Here is a 23,658-nt window from a genome sequence, read left to right on the forward strand (position 1 = left end):
TGGAGGTACGCGGGGACGGCGCCGGTCCGGGTTCGGCCGGCACCGTCCCTCACACCCCTTTGTCTCGTGGATCAGTCGATGTTGACGACCTTCCACAGCTGGCTGTCGGCGTTCGTGTCCGTTGACTGGACGAGCTGAGTGCCTCCCGAGGACACGTCGAGCACCTTGTCGCTGTTCACGTTCTTGATCTTGTAGTAGCCGCTTCCGGTGGCGGTCAGGGTCCAGTGCTGGTTCGCGGCGCTGGTGTCGGACGACTGGATGACGGACGCGCCGTCCGCGGTGGAAGCACCGCTGACGTCCATGAGCAGGGCACTGTTCCGGCTGACGATCTCGTAGCTGCCGTCACCCACCGGGACGAAGCGCCAGTTCTGGTTCCCGGCTCCGGAGTCGGTCCACTGGATGATGTTGGCTCCGGCGGTCAGCGATCCGCCTGACACATCGACCGCCTTGTTGCTGCCCTTGTTGACCACCTTGTAGTTGGCGTTCTTCGCGGGGAACTGGATGGAGGCGAACGCGTCCAACGCGCAGACGGTGCTGGAGGCGGCGGTGTTCTTCGTCCCGGTGCACACCACCCTGATCGTGTGCGGGCCGGCGGCCAGGTTTGTCTTCTCGAACAGCGGAACCTGCTTCGTCACCGTCGGGGCGTAGGCGTCGATGCCCGCCTGGCTCAGGGTGCCGTCGATGTAGACGTCCACCTTGCCCATGTTCGGCTGCGTCATGCTTAGGTACCGCACGCCCGAGCCGGTGAACGAGAACTCGGCGTAGTTGCCCGCGGTGCCCGTGACCTTCTCGGACCCGTTCATGTCCTTCGTGTCGTTCCAGTTCGACCAGGTCCCGGAGTAGGTCACACCCGCGGCCTTGTCGTCGACGTGGCTCCAGCGCTGCCGCACGAGGGCCTTCGACGCGGGGGACGCGTTGCCCTGGGCGTCCACGACGTAGAGCCGGTAGTCACCCGCCGTCTGCGGGACGCGGATGCTCGTCGAGGTGCCGCTCGCGCTGGTCATGGTGGGACCGGCGGCGAACGTCGTCGTACCGGCGGGAGCCAGCCACAGCGTGTTGGTCGCGTCCTTGGGGCTGCGCACCGGAACGGTCATCACGCCCGTGCCGGCGAACGTGCTCGCGGGCAGGGTGTAGTCCTGGAGAGCCACTCTGCTCTGGGGGACGAGGTTCCTGTAGGCCTCCTCCAGACCCGCGTTCAGGGCGATGCCGTACGCCTGCGACGGCCACACGTTGTCCCCGTAGCCCCGCACGTCCGTGATCGTGCTGTTCGGGACGTTCCTGCCGGCGATCTTGTTGACGGTGCCGTAGTTGTTGGTGAGGCTGAGGTCGTGCTGCCGGCCCCAGGTGCCGGAGTTGATGGCGAAGTACACGCCCGGGTCGACGTCGAGCACGTTGTCGTGCTCGTTGATGTAGGCGGAGCCTTCATCGGGGTGCAGGCCGTACTTGTGGCCGGCAGGGACGCCCTGGATGTAGTTGTTGCTGATCTCCGTTCCCGGCTGGCTGCCCAGCGTGTAAATGGGAGCGGAGTCGTCGAGCACCTGCATCGTGTCGAGGATCTGGTTGTACTTGATGGTGTTGTTCTTCGCCGTGGACGTCGGGTTCCCGGGATTGATGGAGTTCGTCGAACCGTCGAAGTTCCACCATCCCCAGCCGAGCGTGATGCCCGCCCACGGGGACTTCTCGATGCGGTTGTGCTGCACGGAAAGGGAATCGACGAAGTACGCCGACACGGCGCTGGACGCCTCGAACAACACCGCGCTGTCGTAGAGGTAGTTGTCCGTGATCGATATGTTCTTGCAGACTCCCTCGACGTTCACCGGGTACTTCTCGTGGTTGGTCGAGGTGTAGTCCCCGATGTACACGTGCTGGGGGTGTCCCACAGTGATGGCGGACCCTGCGATGTCGTTAGTGACGTTGCCGGTCAACTGAGAGTCCGTCACGTCGTTGGCCAGGGTGATTCCGTCGGCGCCGGTGTGCTGCACCGTGTTGCCCTGCAGGACGATCCCGTCGGCGTTCTCGATCTGGACGGCCGCGGGCGGCAGGTCGACGTTGCGGTAGGTGTACGCGTGGAAGTTCTGCTTCGCGTACACGGTCGAGACGGTGTTGCCCTGCTGGCTCTGCCGGAAGACGGAGCCCGCGACATTGACCAGGTTCCAGTCGGAGTGCTCGACCGTGAGCCCGGAGAACGTGATGTTCCGCGCGTGGTCGGTGGCCGACGTGCCGGCGATCTTGAGGAGGGTGGACACGTTGTCCGGCGCGAAGACCTTCGCCGTGGTCATGTCCTCGGAGCCAGACTTGTAGTAGTAGACCGTGTGCTTCGTCTTGTCGAAGTAGAACTCGCCCGGCTGGTCCAGGAACTCGTACGCGTTCATGAACGTATGACTGCCGCCGGCTTTGAACGGGCCGTACGCCGATCCCTGGGCAATGGCCGCACCCGGCTGCTGGAACAGGGCCACGCGACTGGCACCGTCCGAGCTCGTGGTGATCTGACGGACGCCCACGATGGCCGTGGTCCAGGTCGTCGCGGACTTGATCTCGACGTCGGCCTGGTTGGAGGCGACGGCGGGCAGGTCGGAGAGGCTGTACTTGGCCCCGTCGCACTGCGAACCCGACTCCCAGGCCCAGGAAGCCTGGCCGGCCGTGACGGAGTAGGTCCCGTAGCATCCGGCCGAGTTGACCGTCTTCGACGCCATCTGAGCGCGCTTGTCGTTGACGTAGAGGGCGCGGAGCTTGACGTCGCGGTTGAGGGTGGCCTTCCAGATGTTCCCGCTGTGCTGGGTCCAGCCGGACACCTGAACGCCTGCGTCCAGGACCGGCTTCTCGCCCGGGTAGGCGGCGTAGACGACGCGGTGCCCGTTCGTGCCGGAGTCGGCCGAGGTGAAGTTGATGGTGCTGCTCACCGGGTAGGTGCCGCCCCGGAGATAGACATTGATGTCCCCGGTCATGTTGTCGTTGACCGTGCGCACGACGTCCCGGGCGTGTTGCAGGGTCTTGAACGGCGCCGTGATCGTGCCGGTGTTGGAGTCGTCACCGTTGGGGGCGACGTAGTAGGTGGCCTGGGTCGCGGCCGCGGCGGGTGTCGAGGTGGTGAGGGAGGCCGGCACGGTGGCCGAGAGCGCCATCGTGAGCGCTGCCGGGAGGAGACGCAGGCCGCGTGAGGCTGGGTGTCTGCTCCTCTTCGGGGCGCGGACATTCGGGAACGTGAGCATGAGCGGCTCCAGAAGGTGGGTTCGGACGACGGCTGTGGTGCCGCCGTGCCGGTCAGGAACGGCGGGGGTGCCGCTCCTCGCTCGCGGTGGGCACATCGGCCCTGATCAGCCCTTGCGCGCGCAGTTCGTCCCAGAGCCCGTCGGGGACGCGGCGGGCGTGCAGTTCGACGTTGCGCCTGACCTGCTTCGCGGTGCGCATGCCGAGGGTGACGTTGACGACGGCGGGGTGCGTGCGGGGGAAGGCGATGGCGGCGGCCGGCAGGGTGGTGCCGTAGCGCTCGCAGACCTCGGCGATGGCCAGGGCCCGCCGGACCAGGTCGGTCGGGGCGTCCTGGTAGTCGTACTTCATGCCCTCGGCGGGCCGGTCCTGGGAGAGGAGGCCGGAGTTGAAGACGCCGACGGCGACGACGCTCTTGCCGTGGGCCTGCGCGGCGGGCAGGACGTCGTCCAGGGCGGACTGGTCGAGCAGGGTGTAGCGCCCGGCGAGCATCACCACGTCGGCGGCGGTCTCGCGCAGGAAGCGGGTGAGCATGGCGGACTGGTTCATGCCCGCGCCGATCGCCCCGACCACGCCCTGCGCGCGCAGCTCGGCCAGAGCGGGCATGGCCTCGTCGGCGGCCTGTTGCCAGTGGTCGTCGGGGTCGTGGAGGTAGACGATGTCGAGGCGGTCCAGGCCGGTGCGCTCCAGCGTGTCCTCGAGGGAGCGCAGCACGCCGTCGCGGCTGAAGTCCCACTGCCGGCGCAGGTCGTCCCGTACGACGAACCCCTCGTCGTCGACGCCCCGCGGGTGCTCGTTGCGGACGAGGAGGCGGCCCACCTTGGAAGAGACGACGTACTCCTCGCGCGGCCGGTCGTGCAGGTCGGCGCCGAGCCGGCGTTCGGAGAGGCCGAGGCCGTAGTGCGGCGCGGTGTCGAAGTAGCGGATGCCCGCGTCCCAGGCGGCGTCGAGGGCGGCCGAGGCGACATGGGCGTCGGTCACCCGGTAGAGGTTGCCGATCACCGCGGCGCCGAAGCCGAGTTCGGTGACGGCGAGCGGCGTGTGCTGGATCTTCCGGTGGTGCAAGGCGTGCTCCTGGGGACAGGGGTGGGGGACGCCGGTCAGCGTCGGCCGTGGGCCGAGGCGCTGGCGACGAGTGCCTCGACCTCGGCGAGGGTGGCCATGGAGACGTCGCCGGGCGTCGTCATGACCAGGGCGCTGTGGGCCGTGCCGTAGGCGAGGGCACGTTCCAGTGAGTGACCGGCGAGCAGGCCGTGGATCAGTCCGGCAGCGAAGCCGTCGCCCGAGCCGATGCGGTCCAGGACGTGCAGGCCGGGCATGAGGGGGCCGCTACGTGACCGGTCTCGGCGGACCAGGCCGCGGAGGTCCAGTCGTTCACGCCCGCCGAGGGCACCTCGCGCAGGGTCGTCGCGAGCACCTTGGCGCCGGGCAGCGGGTCGGCCACGGCGGCCAGGGCGTCCGGCACCTCGTCGGCCGAGAAGCGCACGGCGCCCGGATGCTCGCCCGCCAGGCCGAGGGCGCCCACCATGACGTCGGCGTGCCGGGCGAGCCGCAGGTCGACCTCGCGGGCCCGCCCCGGCCCGCCGCGTTCGGCCCACAGGCTGGGGCGGTAGTAGGACCGGCACGATCCGCGCCTCGGCGAGTATGTCGGTGAGGTCGGCGGTCATCTGCCCAGCCATCCGCCGTCGACCGGGAGCACGGTGCCGTGCACGTATGCCGCCGCGTCCGAGGCCAGGAACACGGTGGCGCCCGCCAGGTCCTCGGCGCTGCCCCACCGCGCGGCCGGAATGCGGTCCAGGATCGCCCTGCTGCGTGCCGGGTCGTCCTGGAGCGCCTGGGTGTTGTCGGTGGCGATGTAGCCCGGCGCGATGGCGTTGACGTTGACGCCGTGCGGCGCCCACTCGTTGGCCAGCGCCTTGGTGAGACCGGCGACGCCGTGCTTGGCCGCGGTGTAGCCGGGGACGGTGATGCCGCCCTGGAAGCTCAGGAGGGAGGCCGTGAAGATGACCTTCCCCCGCCCGCGCGCCACCATCGACGCGCCGACCGCGCGGGCCAGCGCGAACTGGGCGCTGAGATTGACCTGGAGGACCAGGTCCCAGTCCGCGTCGGGGTGTTCCGCCGCGGGGGCCCGGCGGATCGTGCCCGCGTTGTTGACCAGGATGTCCACCGGACGCTCCCGGCCCGCGAGGTCCGCGCCCAGTTCCCGGACGGCCTCGGGGTCGGCGAAGTCGGCGCGGATCGCCTCGAAGCTGCGCCCCGCGGCGGTGACGTCCTTCTCCACCGCGCTGCCGGACTCCTCCAGCGAGGCGCTCACCCCGATGACGTCCGCGCCGGCCTCGGCGAGCGCGCGGGCCATGGCCCGGCCGATCCCGCGCCGGGCGCCGGTGACGACGGCGAGCCGTCCGGTGAGGTCGAAGGCGTTCATACGGCGGCCTCCCGGGCTTCGTCGGTGCAGTCCACCAGGATCTTCATCACGTCGCCGCCCTCCAGCGCCTCGAACGCGGCCGGCGCCTGGGTGAGCGGCACGACCTTGCTGATCAGCCGGTCGGCGGGAATGGTGCCCTCGGCCACCAGCGCCACCGCCTTCTCGAAGTCGGTGCGGTCGTACAACCGGGCGCCGACGAGGGTGAGTTCGCGCCAGAAGAAGCGGTGCAGGTTCACCTCGCGGGGCCGGGAGTGGATCGCGACCAGGCACAGCCGCCCGCGCACGCCGAGCACGTCGACCGCGGTGTCCACGCCTCCCGCGGCGCCGGACACCTCGAAGGCGACGTCCGCTCCCGCGTCCCCGGTCCACTGCCGGACCAGCTCGGCCAGGTCCTCGGCGGCCGGGTCCCACACGGTCAGCCCCAACTCCCCGGCGCGCAGCCGCCGGTGGGCGCTCAGCTCCACCACCTGGACGTCCGCCCCGGCCGCCCTGGCCACCAGCGCGATCAGGACGCCGACCGGACCGCCGCCGACCACGACGACCCGCTCGCCGCCGCGCACCCCGGCCCGGCCGACGTCGTGCACCGCGACCGCGGTGGGCTCGACGAGGGCGGCCCGGTCCAGCGGGAGGGAGTCGGGCAGCCGTATGAGAGTGGAGGCGGGCACGGTCCAGCGCAGCGGCATCACGGTGACCGCGTCACCGGGTGCCCAGTCCTCGACGTCAGGGCCCACCCGGACGACACGGCCGGCCATCTCGTGCCCGAGGACGGCGGGCACGGAGACCCGGGCGTCCATGTCTCCGTGGAAGATGTGCAGGTCGGTGCCGCAGATACCGACGTAGGCGGGGGCCAGCTCCACCTCGCCGGGGCCCGGTGGTGTGCTGGGGACCGGTGCGGTGTCGAGGGTGCGGGCCGACAGATAACGGGTTGCGAGTGTCACGGGGCAGGGTCCCTTCGGCGCAGACCGGAGGCGGATGCCGAGGGCTCGGCATCCGTGTGGATGTGTTCTGCACGGGTTCGGCGCGATGTTCGGTGGGGTGTGTTCAGCTCGTTCCGGCCGTCGTGTCTGCCTCTTCGGCAACGGGCGCAAGGCCGTAGAACGCGGTGGCGTTCCCGGCGAGGAGCGCGTCGATGTCGTTCTCGCTCCAGCTGGTGAGCAGTTCGTCCACGGTGGCCGCCCACCGGTTCCAGCCCCCCGCCAGGTTGGCGACCGGCCAGTCCGAGCCGAACATCAGCCGCCCGGGGCCGAAGGCGGAGGCCAGTACGTCCCAGACGGGCCGGATGTCGGTGGTGGTCCAGCGGGCGTGGTCGGCCTCCGTGATCAGCCCGGAGACCTTGCACACCACGTGCGGGTGTGCGGCCAGCTGCCGTATCCGGCGTTCCCAGTCCACGAAGTCCTGTCGGGCGATGTCCGGCTTGCCCGCGTGGTTGAGGACCTGGGGCAGGTCGGGGAAGCGTTCCGCGAGCCGGATCGCCTGGTCGAGCTGGTGGGCGCGCACGAGCACGTCGTAGCGCAGTCCGCGGTCCCGGGCCGCCCGCAACCCGCGCTCCACGTCAGGGCGTTGCAGCCAGTTCGGGTCGGTCTCGCCCTGGACGAGGTGGCGCAGGGAGCGCAGGTATCCGCCGCCCGGCCCGGCGAGCAGCTGGTCGAGCACGTCACCGATCGTGGGGGCGGTGAGGTCCGCCCAGCCGACCACGGCCTGGATCAGCGGCTCCCGCTCGGCCAGTGCGAGCAGGTCCTCGGTCTCGGCGACCTCCGGGACGCACTGGACGACCACCGTGCCGTGCAGCCGCCGGCCCGCGATGGGGTGGCCGGCGGTGGAGCGCAGGTGGTCCGGGGTGAAGGTGCGGCGGATCGATGCCACGCCGGGGTCGTCCAGCCAGGGTTGCGGACGGTGGGCGAGGTCCCACAGGTGGTGGTGGGCGTCGACGAGCACGGGTGCGTTCATGGGGGGATCCAAGTCGGGTCGGGCTGGCGCGGGCCGGGTCAGGCGGTGCTGTCGTCGCCGGGCGGGCTCAGGTGCCAGATCTCGGGGAGCTCGCTCCACTGGCGGCCCTCGCCCCGGTCCGGCCAGGGTTCCTGGCACGGGTCGGTGAGCTTCCACCAGCGCTGGGTCTCGGGGTCGGCCTCGATGGACGCCATGTCCGCCTCGAAGTCCTCGCCGTGGTACTCCATGTAGGCGAACAGCACGTCACCGTGGAGGAAGATGCTGTAGTTGCGGATGTTCGCCCGGTGCAGGGCGGCTTCGACGCCGGGCCACACGGCGGAGTGGAGCCGGAGGTACTCCTCGCGGTGCTCGGGGCGGAGCCTGATGGTCTGGGCGATGCGCTTCATGCCGGTTCCCCTGTCGTGTCATGGGAGTTGGAGCCGTCGAACGGCGTCCGGTAGCTGGGTGTGCGGGTGCGCGGTCCGAGCCGCAGGGTGAGCCGCACACGTGTGGAGGCGGGCAGACGGACCGTCAGGTACGGACTGTCGCACGCGACCTCGGTCTCGGAGACCACCGGCTCGCTGTGTCCGTAGTCGTACATGTCGCCGATCCAGCCGTCGTCCGTGCAGGTCGTGTACCGGACGCCGGTGACGGTGTGCTCGGCGAACGCGCCCGCCTGGACGATCACCGTGCGGTCCGTCTCGGGGGCCAGGTTGACCAGCTCGACGGTGGTCGCCTCGGGGTCGATGGAGGTGACCAGGGCGGCGACGTCCGCGGGCAGGCCGGCGCGGCGGGCGTCGGCGTCGTGGTAGCGCAGCCGCGCCTGCTGCAGACCGCCCTGGTACAGCACCTGCGGGCCGCCCCAGGTCAGTTGCACCAGGGCCTCGGTGACCACCGGATTGGACAGCTGCCACACGTGGATGTCGGCCTCGGGCACGTCGAGGTCGCGGTAGCGGTCGATGCGCCGCAGCCGGTGGCGGACCTGGGCCTGGGCGGCCGCGAGGATCCGCTCCGGGTAGCCGGGGTCGTCGCCGGCGAGGAAGGCGAACCACGCCTTCTCGTGGCCGGAGTCCTCCTTGGACCGGAACGGCCGCACGGTGCGCCAGTCGATGCCGTCCGCTTCGCGCAGTCCCTCCAGCCGGGCCCGGTCGGCCTGGGAGGAGGTGTGGTGCCACAGGGCCACCGGCACGGGGGGCGTGGCCGGGTTGTAGTCGAACCAGCCGGAGTCGTTGTGACGGAACGGCAGGTGGAGCGTGGGTGTGTGCCGGTCGGGACCGAGCTCCACCGCCCACTTGGAGGGCAGGCTGGAGTCGGCCTCGGTGTGGGGCATGACCTTGGCATGGTCTATGAGGGTGTCGAGCGAGGTGGCGACCATGGAGAGGTAGTCGTCGTCGCCGGTGACCGTGGCCGCCGCGAGCGCCGCCACGCAGGCCGCGTGACCCAGGCTGTGCCAGCCGTGCGGCCAGGACCAGCCGTAGTGGCCGCCGTACCAGCGGCCCTCCAGCAGGCTGCCGACGACTCCGTCCGGGCCGACGTTGTCCGGGATCAGGCCGCCGTTCTCGCGGGTGCGCTCGCGCCAGGCGTCCACGTACTCGACGATCCAGTCGCGGTAGCGCTCCTCGCCGGACAGGATCCAGGCGTTGAGGACCAGTCCGGCCGCGGCGAGGTTCATGGTGGTGTCGCCGACGCCCATCCGGTCGCGCATCTGGTCGCCGAGCCGCGGGTCCGCCGACAGGGGGAAGGGGGCGTCCGCAGCCTCGGGGATCCAGTCGAGGGGAAAGCCGTAGGTCTCCGCTTCCTTGGGCAGCCAGGGGTAGACGTCGCCGTCGAACAGGCCGGTGCGCTCGGGGTCGCTGCCGTTGTGCGGGCGGGTGATGATGCGGTGCTCGGGGTCGTAGTTGCCCTTGGCGGGGTCGACGTACAACTCGGCGAAGCGCAGGGCGCGCTCACGCCAGCGGTCGGGGGCGGCCATGCACAGGAAGTAGAGCAGCAGCAGGCTCTCGCCCTGGTGGAACCAGTCGTAGCCGCGCTCGTACTCGTCGCGCAGCATGTCCAGTTCGGTCAGCTGCCGGGTGACGCCCTCCCAGTGCTTCTCACTGGCGGCCAGCAGGTCGTCGGCGCCGCCGAGGAGGTACAGCTGGGGCCAGTTGAAGAAGACCTCGTAGAAGTCGTCCACGCCGTCGCGGGTGGTCAGCGGGCCGGTGTAGTTCAGTCGTCCGTCGGGGCCGGTGAAGTCGCGGGCGAAGCGGCGCCAGGCGTGGTCGAGGAGGTCGAACAGGGCGCGCTGGGCGACGGCCCAGCCGGGTGGTTCGAGCAACGGGACCGTGGCGTGGACATCGGGGGCGGGGGTGGCCGGGGTGTCGCCGGAGGCGTCGGGGTGGGGGCTGAAGGGCATGAGAGCTGTTACTCCTTGGTGGCGCCGGCGAGCATTCCGCTGACCAGGAAGCGCTGGGCGAACAGGAACACGACGAGGACGGGTGTGATGGCAACCAGCGTCGCCAGGGCCAATTGCGGGCGTTGGATGGCGAGGGTGCCGACGGTCGGGTTGAACGACGGCACATTGCTGAGGAGACTGCCGACGCCCACCTGGATCGGCATCTCGTCGCTCTCGGGGAGCATCACGTACGGCAGGAAGTAGTTCGTCCAGTTGGCGACGAAGCTGAAGAACCCGACCAGTGCGATGACGGGCGTCGCCAACGGCAGGGCCACATGGCGGAAGACGCCGAACTCGGAGCAGCCGTCGATCCGCGCCGCCGCCAGGAGGTCCTTGGGCACGGCGGTGGTGAAGTAGATGTACGTCAGGTACACCCCGAACGGGTAGAACGAGTACGGCAGGATGATCGACCACATGGTGCCGATCAGATGCACCGCGTTGATCTCCAGGAACAGCGGCACCACCAGCGTGGCGTTCGGCATCAGCATCACGACGAGGGTCGCGATCAGGAGCGTGTGCCGGCCGCGGAACTCGGTCATCGCCAGCGCGTATCCGGCCGGGATGGCCAGGCAGAGCGTGATGACCAGGGAGATCGAGGCGTAGACGGCGGAGTTCCCCAGCCACACCAGGATGGCGTTGTCCTGGAAGCCGGTGAGCGCGTGCCAGTTGGCTTTCAGCGCGTGCCAGGAGCCGAAGGACAGGGGGTTGTCGTGGACCAGCTGCTGGTCGGTCTTGGTGGCCGCGAGCAGCAGCCACAGCACCGGCAGTACGAAGAACACCACGAACACGGTGAGCACCGAGCCCGCAAGGAGCCGGGACGTCATGTGCCCCGGGCGCCGGGTGCGCTGCCGCGGTCCCCCGTGGCGGCTTCGGCTCATGATGGTCGCCTCCCGTTCCGTGCGGGCGGTGGCAGGGGCAGTGGCTCGGGTATCAGTCGGCATCGAAGAACCCCGACCGTGCGACGAAGACACCGGCGACCGACACGCTGACGACCAGAAGCTCCACCGAGACCGCGGCCGCGCCGTTGATGTTGTTCATCTGGAAGGCGAAGTCGTAGGTGAGCTGGTTGAGCGAGTAGTCGCGGCCTGCCACGCCCGTGCTGGCGAGGGAGAGCAGCTGCGGTTCGACGAAGAGCTGGGCGCCGCCTGCGAAGGCCAGGATCACCATGTACACGATCCACTTGCGGAGCATGGGGATCTGCACGCGCCAGGCGGTCTGCCAGCCGTTGGCGCCGTCGATGCGGGCGGCTTCCATGACGTCCTTGGGGATGTTGTTGAGCGCGCCGTACATGACGACGATCCAGCCGCCCGCTCCGGTCCAGAACGCGATGATCGTGAACAGCACCGCGAGGTTTCCGGGAGCGATGACCTCGCCGAAGGTGTGGAAGCCCAGCGTCTCCAGCAGGGAGCTGACCGGGCTGACCGTCGGGTCGAGCATGAACAGCCACACCAGGACGCTCGCGGCGCCGGCGAGTGCTCCGGGGATGTAGTAGAGGAAGCGCAGCGCCTGGCTGACCGGCCCGGAGGACAGCCGGTGCAGGAGCAGTGCCAGGACCACGACGAACACCACGAGCGACAGGAGCCAGAACAGGAGGTACAGGGCCACGTGGCCCAGGGAGTCGACGAAGCGGAAGTCCTGTGCCGTGGTGACGAAGTTGGAGATGCCGGTGAAGGCGCCTCCGGCGTCCGTGAACGCGAAGTAGATCGCGTAACAGGTCGGAAGGACGCCGAAGGCGATCAGCAGCAGTACGTAACCGGCGACGAAAGCCACGCCGGCCCGGCTCTGCCGGGAGGTGCCGCGAGGGCGCCCCCGGACAGAGCCGGCCGAGGAGTGCGTGAGCGTCACTGGGACACCTTGTATCCGTCGGCCTTGGCGTACTTGACGATCGAGTCCTGCCAGGCGGGCAGCAGCGATTCTATGGTCTTGCCCTGCGTGATGCCGGGCTTGACGGTGGCGGCCCATATGGCCTCCTGGCTGAACTGGCCCGAGCCCCAGTCGGACCACACCTGCGAGGAGGCGTCCTTGAGCGCGGTGAGGTCGCCGTCGAAGTACCCGGAGGTGGCCTGCGCCTTCAGCCAGTTCTCGGCGGCCGGGGCGTACGCCGGGAAGCCGGGGGCCTTCTCGCCCTGGTAGGCGTTGTCGGTGGTGACCCACTTCAGGAAGTCTGTGGCCGCCTTGATGTGAGTGGAGTGCTTGGACAGCAGCCAGGTGCCGCCGCCGACGTTGCCGGTGGACGGTGAGGTCTCCCCCTGCCACTGCGGCATGGGTGCCACCGCGATCTGCTTGGCCGGCGTCTTGAGGCCGTCCTTGAAGACCGCGCCGCCGTACCAGGCCGGGCCGGGCATGAGCAGGACCTTGTCGGCCTCGTTCTTGGCGAAGTCGGTGCTGAAGACGCCACTGATCGACATCGACTTGTTCTTGATCAGCACGTCCAGCAGCTTGGCCATCCTGGTGCAGGCCTCGCTGCTGGTGTTCACCGACACGGCCTTGGGGCCGGTGATGTGGTTGGCGCCGCACTTGCTCGCCCACAGGTAGATCTCGGGGGTGAAGGAGTCGCCCGCGTCGCCCACGAGGTAGCCGGGGTGGTCCTTGGCGACCTTCTCGCCGAGCGCCTGGTACTCCTCCCAGGTCGTGGGCACCGGGTAGCCGAACTTCTTCAGCAGCGGCGCGTTGTACCAGAGCACCGCCTGGGAGAGGTCGTTGCGCAGGCAGTACAGGGTGCCGTCGACCGTGCAGACGTCGTTGGCCCCCTTGGCGAACCCGCCGAGGGTCGCGTCCGGGATCAGGCCCTTGTTCAGCGGAGCCGCGAAGCCCGCGTCCACCGCCCAGCTCGCCTCGTTGTTCTGGGAGCTGAAGACGACGTCCGGCCAGCCCTTGCCCGTCCGGTTGAACAACTGGACCTTCGTCTGGAGGTAGTTGGAGCCGTTGGCGTCGCCGTCGTAGCTGACGATGTCCATCTTCACGTTCGGGTGCTGCGACTGGTACAGCTTCGCGGCGTCCATGCGGGTCGCGTCCACCCAGACCGTCAGCGCCCCGTCCTTCTGCGCGGCCTGCGCGAATCCGTCCTTGGTCGTGCCGGCCGAACCGCCACCCCCGCCACAGGCGGTCACGGTGAGCAGCACGGTGGCGGCACAGCCGGCCAGCAACGCGGCACGTCTCCTGCTGGTCCCTGTCTCCTGGGTGACCGAAGGCTTGTAGACGGACATGTGCGACTCCACTCGGTTTGCGTGAGGCTGACGGCTCTGTCATTACCGCTGCGGAAGAAATTAGCCGCCATATCGAAGGGTGCGTCAAGGGGTGTGTAGGTCTTTTTCGGGGTGCAGCGTCCATGTCGAGACGACGAATAGGGGCCATAAATCCAGGTGAAACGTCACTTAAGTATCAAATCGTCTGCCGATTCATGATCGGTGATCCCCTAAATGAGTACGACTCATTAGGGTCTGGGGTACGATGAGCGCGGCTCAAGGGCCGATCAGGCAGCGTCGGCGCAGTCACCCGGAGGCAGGACACATGAATGACACGCCCGCCGTGGCGGCAGTGGTGAACGGCGCGGAGGAGCGGCGCGACTACCGGCCCGGATACGAGATCGTGGCGGAGCGGATTCTCGAGTTCATCGCCGAGGCCCGTCTGGTCCCCGGCGACCGGATGCCCACGGAGAACGACCTGGCCCAGCAGTTGGACACCAGCAGGGCGGTGGTCCGGGAAGCGGTGAAGATCCTCTCGGCGCTCGGCCGGGTGCGGGCGCACAAGGGCCGCGGCCTGTTCGTCGCGGACGACGACGGCATGCTGATCACCAGTCGCTGGGGCGGCTTCTTCCGTCCGGTGGACCTCGACCACGTGCTCATGCTGTTCGAGTTCCGCAGAGTCCAGGAGATGGCCGCCGCCAAGCTCGCGGCCACCCGCGCCACGCCCGCCGAACTGCGCGCCATCGAGGTCGCCATGCAGCAGTGCCGGTACGGGTACGCCAACGGCGACGTCGACGTCTTCAACCAGGCGGACGACGACTTCCACGCGGCACTGGCCGCGGCCTCGCACAACACCTTCCTCGGCAGCGCGGTGCGCGACGCCCGACGGCTGCAGCGCCAGTCCAGCGCGATCGGCATCCACGACAGCCTTGGCGAGGGCACCCCGGCCGCGGTCGAGGAGCACGAGGCCATCTACCGCGCCATCCGTGACGGCCACCCCGACGAGGCGGCCGAGGCCACCGCCGTACACCTCGACCGGACGCTGGAGGACTACCGGCGGGAGATCCAGCGGCGCCTGTTCGGATGACCTTCCGGCCCGGACAGGCCGAAGGGGGCCCTGCCGCACCGCGGCAGGGCCCCCTTCGAACGCCGGTCTGCAGCCGGCACCCAGACCTGACCGTGTGAGGCCTTACCCGGTCACGAAGGTCGTCAGGCTCTGCGCGGGCAGCTGCCCGGTGAAAGAGCCGTTCGACACCGTGATCCTGCTCTGGGCCGCGAGGGTCCTGCTTGCGTCCGTCAGCCAGGAAGAGACGCCGGACGAGGCGTTGTTCTGCAGGGTGAACTGCTGACTCACCTGCGAGGTCCCCTTGTTGACGGCGACGATGACCACCCGGGAGCCGCTCCCCTTGTACGCCGAGAGGTAGACGTTCGGCTGCGGGTTCGCGGTCACGGCGATCCGCACGTGCCCCGGGCGGACGTACTTCGAGAAGTGCGCCATGGCGGCACCGCGCTTGCTGATCCGCCCGTCCTCGCGCATGGGCCCGTAACCGCGCCGGATGTACCACCACACGTACGCCTGGAACTCGGCATCCACCATCGCCCGGTGGACGTGTTCCCCCACGTCCAGCGCTTGCGGCCAGAGGTCGGCCGAATCACTGCTGTTGGGGTAGTAGACCTCGGTCATCCACAGCTCCTTGCCCGCGCCCTTCTGCTTGAAGAGGGGGTAGGGGAAGTTCTGGAACGAGGTGCCGTAGAGGTGCGCCCCGAGAATGTCGAGGTTGGCCAGTGCTGCGGGGTCGTTGAGGATCGGGTCCGAAAAGCTCTTGACGTACTGGAAGGACTCCGGAGCGATGACCCGGGTACTGATCGACCCGGCGTTCTCCCGCAGGAACCTGGTCACCTCGGTCGGAGTCCACCAGGTCCAGTCATGAGCGTAGTCGGGCTCGTTCTGCACAGAGATGGCATACAGGTTCACGCCGTTGCTCCGCATGAAGCCGACGAAGTCGTTCAGGTGCTGCGCATAGGCGCCGTACATGGAGTAACGGAGCCGCTTCGCGTCGGTCTGTTGGCCGTGAACGAAGGTCTCCACCATCTGAGCGGGAGGATTCCACGGTGAGGCGAAGACCGTGGCCCCGAGCTCGATCGCCCGCTTCGCCGTCGCGACCTCACGGCTCCAGTTCGCCTTGTCCTCCGAGACGAAGATTCTCAGCACGGAGAAGCCGAGCTGTCCGTCACCGTTGCCGAACGCCGTCTCGCGCTGGGCGGATGTCAGGTCACCGATCCAGAGCGGGTGGTTCATGCCGCCGAACCCCCGGATCGTCTGCCGGGTGGCCGACGGGTCGACGGTCACGGCGGCGGCTGCCAGGGACGGAGTTCGGGGCGCTCCCACCGCTGGTGCCGCGGCCGCGAGGACCGGCAGGGCACTCATGGTCGTCAGGACGGCCCGACGACTGGGAAGCACCGGACCTGTGTTGCCGGAATCGCTACGGTGCAACGACATTGCTCCTCCATCTGGACGTGGCGCTGATGCGCGTCTCGAAACTTTCGGTCCTGGCGGGGTGTCGTGGTGCGGTGGCAGCTGATTGTGTCGGTGACACATGGCCTGCGATGCCGAGCCGGGGGCCACACAAGCGGAATGACGTCGAAGCAGCGAAGCGCAGACCAGAAAGCCGGGTGCGGTGGTCCTGTCATCGAATGTTTCGATGATGTGACCGATCGTGAGGTGGTGTAGGGACCGTAGGATCACGGCTCTCTGGCGTCAAGGCTTCGGGGCATCCTTGGCCTGTCCGCGAAGGCACCGCGGCATCGTCGAGCGGCCCGTGCGGTGGCCGGCGGCTTCCGCTTCCCGCGCTGCGGTGCAACGGTGGACAGCCGGGGCGGTCACGGTCGGCCGCGCGTCACCCGTTCACGAGGCATCGGCCGAAGCCGAACGACGAGGATCTCCTACGTCGCCGGATACCGGCCCGGGCCCGGTCAACTTGCCGTCGCCCGCTACCGGCTGGGGCTGGATGAGGCAGCGCCGTCCTGCGGAAACGTGAGTTGGTCGTTCATCCGGGTCATCGCGGTTGCCACAGAAGTCGAAGCCGGGCCGGACCAGCATCGCTCAAGACACTGTGCGTTCCCTCTCCCCAGGGCCTCCGCCCGCACCAGCTCAGCGGCCGGTGACTTGCGCCAACACGCCCGCCGCTGCGCGCTGTTCACCTCCGGCGCGTCGGCGGCAGAGTGAACGACGACGCGGGGCTGGACCTCAGCACGGTGCAGGCGCTCAACGGGCTGGCAGCCACTCGTCGACGACGGCTGCGAGGTCGTCCTGGCTCCGGAAGATGTGTCCGTCCATGCCGCCTACGACCTCGACGACGCCGCGGTGAAGAAGGCGAGCTTCGCCTCCGCCCGCCGCGTCATCGCCGCCGCCGACGGCAGCAAGCTCGGCCACACCGCCTACGCCTACGTCGGCCCCGCCGCCGTCGTGCACACTCTCGTCACCGACGCGACCGCACCCACCGGCGAAGTCACGGCGCTCGAAGGCGGAGGCATCGTCGTCCGGACCGTATGACGGGCGGCACGCCTCGCTGCACAGGGGTCAGCCTGCTGACATCTGTAGGAACGTCGCCCTCATCAACGGGGGCTGCCTCGACACGCACGGTGGCCCCCGCACCGCGGAAGGCGAGTTCCTCACGTGGGCACAACGCCGACAGCAGGCCGCGGTGACATGGTCCCTGGCCGCGTTGGATTCACCTCAACGCACCGCATTTCTGGCGCTGTTGGCAACGTCCTCACGCTTCTCGAGGACAGCGATCTACGACCGTGCTGTGCAGGCAAAATCAGTGTGGACGAGCAGTCCTGCGCCCAGGCGATGTGCGACGAGGTCGTCGCGGTCGGCTTCGACTACGGCATCGTTCGCCCGGTGCGGCAAGGACACCTGTCGGGTGTGCGACCCGACGTGCGGCGGCAACGACTCGGGCGAGGCTGCGGCGTTCACCTGTCCCACGCACCGGTGCCTACTCGGTCGCACCCTGAGGGGAGAGGGCCAGGCGGGGTTCCGAGCGGTGGTCAGGCGTCGGGCCGCTGGAACTGTTGGTTGCTGCCGGTGCCGCAGGTCCACTGGATGAGGCGGGCGCCGTTCTCGATGGAGGCGTCCTTCACGTCCAGGCACTTGCCGCTGTGCCGGGCCACGAGGTGGTAGTAGCCGTTGCCCTGATCCTGCAGGAGCCATTGCTGGTTGGTGCCGGTGGTGCAGCGGTACTGGTTGACGTAGGCGCCGTCCGCGGTGGAGCCGTTCGCCACGTCCAGGCACTTGCCGCTGTGCTCGGCGATGACCTGGACATAGCCGCCGCCGGCGTCGCTGAGCCGCCACTGCTGGTTGAGGCCGCCGTTGCAGTTCCACTGGAGCACGACCGCGTTGTCGGCGGCGGAGTTGTCCGAGACGTCGAGGCACCTGCCGCTGTGCCGAGCGACGAGGTTGGAGTAGGGGCCGCCGCCCACGCCGGTGACCGTTCCGGCGGTGGCGTCGACGGCGATCTGCGGGTACCACGGCAGGTTCATCGTCGTGCTGGTCGGGAAGGTCAGGGGCAGCCAGACGTACTGCGAGTCGTCGACCGTGCCGCCGAAGGAGTTGCCCCAGCGGTCGCCCATGTACAGGTACGAGGTGCCCGAGGTGCCCTGGACGGGGAGGACGTAGGCGGTCTGGGAGCCGTAGGCGGTGTCGTTGCCGACGTCCGTCATGGCCGTCCACGGGCCGGTGAGGCGGGCGGCGGTGGCGTACCTCTGCTGGTTGGGCTTCCAACCGCTGTTGGCGGAGGTGAGCATGAAGTAGACACCGCCCCGCTTGAACAGTGCCGGAGCCTCGCGGTAGGTGCCGGGCCACGGGTTGGCGACCTGGCTGTCGACGCCGGTGTAGTCGGCGGTGAGCCGGAAGATGACGAGGTCGGCGTTCTCGTTGGCGGAGGAGACCAGGTAGGCCGTGCCGTCGTCGTCCCTGTACAGGGTCAGGTCCCGCGAGGTGATGCCGAGCGGCCGGAAGCTGCCCAGGTAGGTGTAGTTGCCGTCGACCGTGTCGGAGACCGCGACGGCGACACGGGCCTGGGTGTAGTCGGTGGCCAGTTCCTTGTGCATCCACATGACGTACTTGCCGGTGGCGCTGTTGTAGATGACCTTGGGCCGCTCGATGTTCGCGGAGGCCAGCTCGGCGCCGCTGTTCTGCGTGAGGACGTGGTTGCGGAACTGCCAGGTCTTGAGGTCCGTCGACCGGTAGACCGACACGTACTTGAAGGAGTTGTCGGGGTTGCGGTTCTCGCCGAACCAGTAGAAGTACGAGCCGACTTTGATGACGCCACCGCCGTGGGCGTGGACCACCGCTCCGGTGGTGTCGGTGAACTGGGTCGCGTTGGTCACGGTGACGGAAGCGGCCTGCGCGGGCGCACCGGCGGACAGAAGCCCGAGCGCGCCCATGAGGACGGCCGACAGAAGCAGGCAGACACGACGGAGCATCGGGTTCCTTCGCTGAAAGCCGGTGAGAGGGCGGGGGCCTGCGCCGGATTCGGCTCCTCGCGGATGGCGGCCCGTCCACCCGGGGGCTTGGATAAATGTCAGAAGGTGTGCGTTTCTGCTGGAGCACGGTAGGGCTCGACGAGGGCCTCGTCAACGCTTCGGGCCGATCCGGTCTCGAACCTCCACATGGGAACCTGCTCAAATACATCCGATGTTAAAGGCGGCAATCGAGTCGCATCGCAACGTCCTTGCGAGAAACTGCGGCACAGTACTAGACAGAAGCGGCTCGTCTGGTTGTTAATCCATCCAATGTATCCGGATGTAGCGGGACGACACCGGGATGCTCAGGGGCTCGCGGACCCATGTGTCGACCCGGGCTGTCGCCTGTCCAGAAGACGCGCTCATTTCTGACAATCAAACAGGAGGAACCACGTTGCCGGAATCCATCTCGCGCAGATCGGTTCTCACCGGCATGGCAGCCATGACGGTGGCAGCCACGGTCGGCTCCGTCATGGTGGCGGCACCCGCGTACGCCGTGACGGCCGACCCCCTGCCGCTCCCGCCCCTGCGCATCCCGCAGACCGACATGGGCCTTGAGCAGCAACCCGATTCCAAGATCCAGTGGCTGCAGGACGCCAAGCTGGGCATGTTCATCCACTGGGGTGTGTACGCGGGCCCTGCCAAGGGGGAGTGGTGGATGCATAACGCCCCCGTCACACCTTCCGACTACCGCAAATACGTCACCGACGCCACCAGCGAGCAGTTCACCGCTGATGCCTACGACCCTGCCGCGTGGGCCCAGTTGGCCAAGGACTTCGGGGCGAAGTACGTCACGCTGACGACGCGTCACCACGACGGGTTCGCGCTGTGGCCGGTGAACCACCCCAACAGCTGGAACGCCGGACAGGCCCCGCTCAGCCGGGACTTCGTGAAGGACTACGTGTCGGCGGTGCGGGCGGCCGGGCTGAAGGTGGGCCTGTACTACTCGCCGATCAACTGGCGTTACCCCGGCTACTACGACGTCACCGGCACCGACTGCGCAACCAACCCGTGGAACTACACCACCGATCCCGCGCACAAGGAGAACGCGCGGATCATGAAGACCGAGGTGTACGAGTCCATCAAGGAGCTGGTCACCCAGTACGGCGTCATCGACGATCTGTGGTGGGACGGCGGCTGGCTGGCGGAGAAGGGCAGTGACGCCGACGCGGCGTTCTTCTGGGAGCCCGGCCAGTACCGGGACACCGCGAACCAGTGGCCGGTGGACGCCGCCTACGGCGAGACGGACACCAGCGGCAAGCCGCTGGGGCTGATGGGCATGGTGCGCAAGCACCAGCCCGACATCGTCGCCAACCTGCGGTCCGGCTGGATGGGCGACTACCTCAACGACGAGGGCCCAGGGGTGCCCACCGGGGCGATCCGGACCGGCAACCTCGTCGAGAAGGTCTTCACCGTCGGCAGTTCCTGGGGCTACAACTCCGACGGCAAGGTGATGAGTTACGGCACCGCCGTGAACATCCTGGTCAACTGCTGGGTGCGGAACATGACCGCGATGGTCAACGTCGGCCCGGACCGGCACGGCACCGTGTCCTCCGGTCAGGCGAGCCTGCTGCGCCAGATCGGCGCCTTCATGACCGCCTGCGGCCAGTCCGTCTACGGAACCCGCGGCGGCCCGTGGAACCCCGTCGACGGCCAGTACGGCTTCACCTGCAAGGACAACACCTTCTACATCCACCTCCTGCCCGGCTACGGCGGCACCGCCTTCACCACCCCGTCGATCGGGGACGCCCAGGTCACCCGTGTCTTCGACGTACGCTCCGGAGCCGGCCTGTCGTACACGGTCGGTGGGGACGGCCGGGTCGCCATCAGCGGTATGGACCGCACCACCCACCCTCAGGACAGCGTCGTCGGCGTCACCCTGGACCGGTCCGTTCAGCCGGTCGACATCGCCGTCGGCAAGACCGCCACCGCCGACAGCGAGGAGACCTCCAAGGGCAACTCCGCCGCCAAGGCCGTCGACGGGTCCACTGCCACCCGCTGGTGCGCGAACAACGGCAACACCGGCCACTGGCTGAAGGTCGACCTCGGCTCCACCCGCTCCGTCACCGGCACCCGCATCGCCTGGGAGCTGGACAAGACCAACTACCAGTACAAGGTGGAGGGTTCGACCGACAACACCACCTGGACCGTCCTCGCCGACCGTACCGCCACGACCAGCGCCGGCCAGGTGCAGGTCGCCCAGTTCCGGGCGCAGGCGCGGTACGTGCGCGTCACGGTCACCGGGCTGCCGTCCGGCGTGTGGGCCTCCATCCGCAATCTGGAGGTCTACGACCGACCCTTCGCCGCGGACCTGGGCACCTTCAAGTTGGTCAACCGCAACAGCGGCAAGGTGCTGGACGTCAAGGACGCCTCGACCAGCGACGGCGCCTACGTCATCCAGTATCCCTGGACCGGCGGCCCCAACCAGCAGTGGAAGCTGCTGCCGAACGCGGACGGCTCCTACCGGCTGGTCAGCGTCAAGAGCGGCAAGGTCCTCGAAAGCCCCGACTCCTCCACCCAGGGTGCGATCCTCGACCAGGGGACCGACGACGGCGGCGACAACCAGTGGTGGAAGCTGGCCCCCTCCAAGACCAGCGGCTACTACCGGCTCGTCAACGTCCACAACGGCTGGTGCGCCGACGTCAAGGACGCCTCGACCAACGACGCCGCCTACGTGATCCAGTGGCCCACCACCGACGGCCCCAACCAGGACTGGCAAATCGTCGCCCTCTGAACGGCGGTAGTGGGCCGGGCCGCACGGCGGCCCGGCCCCTCCCACGTCGCTTCACCGAGTGGACGAAGGTTCGCGTGTGGGCCGAACTCGCCCGCCACGAGGGTCAGGAGATGGGCTGGAAAGTCCACAGCAGGTTGGTGCTGTTCACCCACGTCCACTGCTTGGTCACGGATCCGGAGGGGACCCCTCCGCCGCCGTCGAGGGCGAGTCCGGTGGAGCGGTTGGCGATCGAGTACTGGCCGTTGCCGCGGTCGGTGATCTGCCATTGCTGGTTGGGGCCGCTGTTCCAGGACGCTTGCTGGGCGGGAGCGCCGTTGTTGGTGGAGCCCCAGCCGTCGGCGACCATGCCGTTGGTGCGGTTGACCAGCTTGTAGTAGCCGTTGCCGAGGTCGACGGCCTGCCACTGGAGGTTGGGGCTGTCGACCGGCGTCCACTGCTTGAGGTTCGAGCCGGCGGCGACGTTGCCGCCGCTGTCCAGGGCCAGACCGTCCGTGACGTTGATCAGCCGGAAGTACGAGGCCGGATTGAAGGCGACCTTCAGCGAGACGATCGCGTCGTTGTTGCCGGTCACCCGCAGATCGGCATTGTCCGCCGTGAAGGTCCAGGCCGTGCCGCTGAAGTTGTCACCGGAGTAGCCCGTCACCTGGTATCCCTGGGGCACCCTCAGCGAGGAGATGGCCGCGGGCCCCACCCCCGCGGCCGACAACTGGGAGGAGGTGTAGGTGCCCAGCGTCAGGACGGCGTTCGTCGAGGCGTAACCCACGTCCTTGAACACCGTCACCCGAGCCGTGCCGGCGGACGCGGGGACACCGCTGACCTCGACACAGACCACCGAGTCATTGGCGTCCGGGGCGGTGGCCGGAACAGTGACGTTGATCTGGCCGCCGCTGACGGTGTAGGCGAGCGAGGCCGAGGGGTTGTTCATCAGGTAGACGCGGCTGATCGTGTTGTTGATCGCCGGGATCTGCAGCACGCCGCCCGTGGGCCAGGTGAAGACGTGCGCGAACAGCTTGCCGTCCTTCTTCGTGGCCCTTCCCCAGGTGGGGTCGGTGCCGAACGGGCTTGCCGTGGCTCCGTGCACGCTGTCGCCGTACGTCGTCATCCAGGAGGCCAGGCCGCGAAGAATGGTCACGGACCCGGTGGTGACCGAGCCGTCGCCCTTGGGGCCGATGTTCAGCAGGAAGTTGCCGTCCCGCGAGACGCAGGTGACGAGCTCCTGAACGAAGTTCTTGACGGGCTGGTAGGAGTTCTCCTGGCCCGCGTTGTAACCCCAGGCGCCGTTCATGGTGTCGCATCTTTCCCACTGTCGGTCCAGCGGCGCATTGGGGACACCGAATTCCGCGACCGCGTAGTCGCCCAGACCGAGGTCCCGCTTGACCCGTTCGTTGACGACGAGTCCGGGCTTGCGGGCGATCAACCAGTTATAGAGGTCGACACCGTCCGACCGGAGCCACCAGTCCTGGAGGGTGGGGCTTGAGGGTTCGCCGAACCAGTCGCCGTCGAACCACAGCAGCGCCGGGTCGTAGCGGTCGAGCAGCTCCTGCAGTTGGGCCTTCATGTCCGCGATGTAACCCGTGCGGGCGGCCTGCGAGGCCATCGTGGTGACACCGCCGCTTCGGATCGTCTGGGAGGGGTGGTTCCAGTCCAGGATCGAGTAGTAGAGCCCGAACTTGACGCCTCGCGCCTCGCACTCGGTCTTGAGCGCAGCCAGCAGATCACCCTGGACACCGGCGTAGTCGTGCAGGTTGTACAGCTTGGTGCCGGTGGTGTCGGTGAAGCTGGGGACGTTGGAGTCCCACATCGCGAAGCCCTCATGGTGCTTGGCGGTGATCACCAGGTACTTCATGCCGGCGTCCGCCGCCAGTTGGGCGATGGTCGCCGCGTTGAACGCGGTGGGGTTGAAGTTCGCGGACACCTGGGTCTGGTAGTTGGCCTTGGCCCAGTTCTCGCTGGAGAACGCCCATTCACCGTGGCCGAGGTAGGAGTAGGACCCGAAGTGGATGAACATCCCGAACCGGGCCTGGTACCACCAGTCCATCTTGGAGGGGACGGTGTAAGCCTCGGCGGTGGCAGGCAGCAGCGCTTGCGGCAGCCCGAAGGCCACGACGCCTCCGGCAAGAGCGGCAGCCTTGATCAGGGAACGTCTGCTGAGGTGTGCAGAGGACATGGGGCGGCTCTCCTCGATCGTCAAGGTGCGCTGTTCGGGGCGGGGCTCGTGAAG

15 protein-coding genes and 2 pseudogenes are annotated in these 23,658 nt (G+C 68.5%); 3 read left to right on the plus strand and 14 right to left on the minus strand.

Annotated elements, in window-relative coordinates; all coding sequences use genetic code 11:
• Window positions 1–71: 71 nt before the first annotated feature.
• From RKD20_RS44880 to RKD20_RS44930, 11 genes and pseudogenes are all read right to left on the minus strand, one after another.
• Window positions 72–3,122, minus strand: coding sequence for an RICIN domain-containing protein (locus RKD20_RS44880; protein ID WP_424882787.1), 3,051 nt, complete (start codon window positions 3,120–3,122; stop codon window positions 72–74).
• Between the two features lie 139 nt (window positions 3,123–3,261).
• Window positions 3,262–4,272, minus strand: coding sequence for an aldo/keto reductase (locus RKD20_RS44885; protein ID WP_424882788.1), 1,011 nt, complete (start codon window positions 4,270–4,272; stop codon window positions 3,262–3,264).
• Between the two features lie 35 nt (window positions 4,273–4,307).
• Window positions 4,308–4,825 (minus strand): annotated as a pseudogene (locus RKD20_RS44890) (PfkB family carbohydrate kinase); the annotation flags it as partial.
• Between the two features lie 45 nt (window positions 4,826–4,870).
• Window positions 4,871–5,632: an SDR family oxidoreductase gene (locus RKD20_RS44895; protein WP_424882789.1), complete on the minus strand. Its 762-nt coding sequence runs from the start codon at window positions 5,630–5,632 to the stop codon at window positions 4,871–4,873.
• Window positions 5,629–6,570 (minus strand): zinc-dependent alcohol dehydrogenase, encoded by a 942-nt coding sequence (locus RKD20_RS44900; protein WP_424882790.1) that lies wholly within the window; start codon window positions 6,568–6,570, stop codon window positions 5,629–5,631. Before RKD20_RS44900 ends, RKD20_RS44895 begins: the two co-directional genes overlap by 4 nt.
• A 103-nt stretch (window positions 6,571–6,673) precedes the next feature.
• On the minus strand, window positions 6,674–7,579 hold the full coding sequence (locus RKD20_RS44905) for an amidohydrolase family protein (protein ID WP_424882791.1): 906 nt from the start codon (window positions 7,577–7,579) through the stop codon (window positions 6,674–6,676).
• 38 nt (window positions 7,580–7,617) lie between these two features.
• Window positions 7,618–7,965: an L-rhamnose mutarotase gene (locus RKD20_RS44910; RefSeq protein WP_424882792.1), complete on the minus strand. Its 348-nt coding sequence runs from the start codon at window positions 7,963–7,965 to the stop codon at window positions 7,618–7,620.
• Window positions 7,962–9,953 carry a hypothetical protein gene (locus RKD20_RS44915; RefSeq protein ID WP_424882793.1) on the minus strand — a complete coding sequence of 664 codons (1,992 nt, stop codon included), beginning with the start codon at window positions 9,951–9,953 and terminating at the stop codon, window positions 7,962–7,964. Before RKD20_RS44915 ends, RKD20_RS44910 begins: the two co-directional genes overlap by 4 nt.
• A gap of 8 nt (window positions 9,954–9,961) precedes the next feature.
• Window positions 9,962–10,816, minus strand: coding sequence for a carbohydrate ABC transporter permease (locus RKD20_RS44920; RefSeq protein ID WP_424883478.1), 855 nt, complete (start codon window positions 10,814–10,816; stop codon window positions 9,962–9,964).
• Between the two features lie 106 nt (window positions 10,817–10,922).
• The gene (locus tag RKD20_RS44925) at window positions 10,923–11,837 is read right to left on the minus strand and encodes a carbohydrate ABC transporter permease (protein ID WP_424882794.1); all 915 of its coding nucleotides are present in this window, start codon (window positions 11,835–11,837) and stop codon (window positions 10,923–10,925) included.
• Complete coding sequence (locus RKD20_RS44930) at window positions 11,834–13,198, minus strand: ABC transporter substrate-binding protein (RefSeq protein ID WP_424882795.1); 1,365 nt, start codon at window positions 13,196–13,198, stop codon at window positions 11,834–11,836. Before RKD20_RS44930 ends, RKD20_RS44925 begins: the two co-directional genes overlap by 4 nt.
• A gap of 304 nt (window positions 13,199–13,502) precedes the next feature.
• On the opposite strand from RKD20_RS44930, the gene RKD20_RS44935 reads away from it, so the two are divergent.
• The gene (locus tag RKD20_RS44935) at window positions 13,503–14,264 is read left to right on the plus strand and encodes a FadR/GntR family transcriptional regulator (RefSeq protein WP_424882796.1); all 762 of its coding nucleotides are present in this window, start codon (window positions 13,503–13,505) and stop codon (window positions 14,262–14,264) included.
• Between the two features lie 102 nt (window positions 14,265–14,366).
• On the opposite strand, the gene RKD20_RS44940 is transcribed toward RKD20_RS44935, so the two are convergent.
• Window positions 14,367–15,677, minus strand: a complete 1,311-nt coding sequence (locus RKD20_RS44940; protein WP_424882797.1) for a glucuronoxylanase — start codon at window positions 15,675–15,677, stop codon at window positions 14,367–14,369.
• Window positions 15,678–16,517: 840 nt separating this feature from the next.
• On the opposite strand from RKD20_RS44940, the pseudogene RKD20_RS44945 reads away from it, so the two are divergent.
• Window positions 16,518–16,730: pseudogene (locus RKD20_RS44945) on the plus strand (decarboxylase); the annotation flags it as partial.
• A 497-nt stretch (window positions 16,731–17,227) separates the two neighbouring features.
• Here the strand turns inward: RKD20_RS44945 and RKD20_RS44950 are convergent.
• A complete protein-coding gene (locus RKD20_RS44950; protein WP_424882798.1) occupies window positions 17,228–18,664 on the minus strand; it encodes an RICIN domain-containing protein in 1,437 nt (478 codons plus the stop codon).
• 472 nt (window positions 18,665–19,136) lie between these two features.
• Here RKD20_RS44950 and RKD20_RS44955 point away from each other — a divergent pair, with 472 nt between their 5' ends.
• Entirely contained in the window at window positions 19,137–21,437 is a 2,301-nt protein-coding gene (locus RKD20_RS44955) for an alpha-L-fucosidase (protein WP_424882799.1), read from the plus strand.
• A 103-nt stretch (window positions 21,438–21,540) separates the two neighbouring features.
• On the opposite strand, the gene RKD20_RS44960 is transcribed toward RKD20_RS44955, so the two are convergent.
• Window positions 21,541–23,604, minus strand: coding sequence for an alpha-L-fucosidase (locus RKD20_RS44960; RefSeq protein WP_424882800.1), 2,064 nt, complete (start codon window positions 23,602–23,604; stop codon window positions 21,541–21,543).
• Window positions 23,605–23,658 lie beyond the last annotated feature (54 nt).

Source organism: Streptomyces sp. SLBN-8D4, assembly GCF_049739545.1.
GTDB lineage: Bacteria > Actinomycetota > Actinomycetes > Streptomycetales > Streptomycetaceae > Streptomyces > Streptomyces canus_C.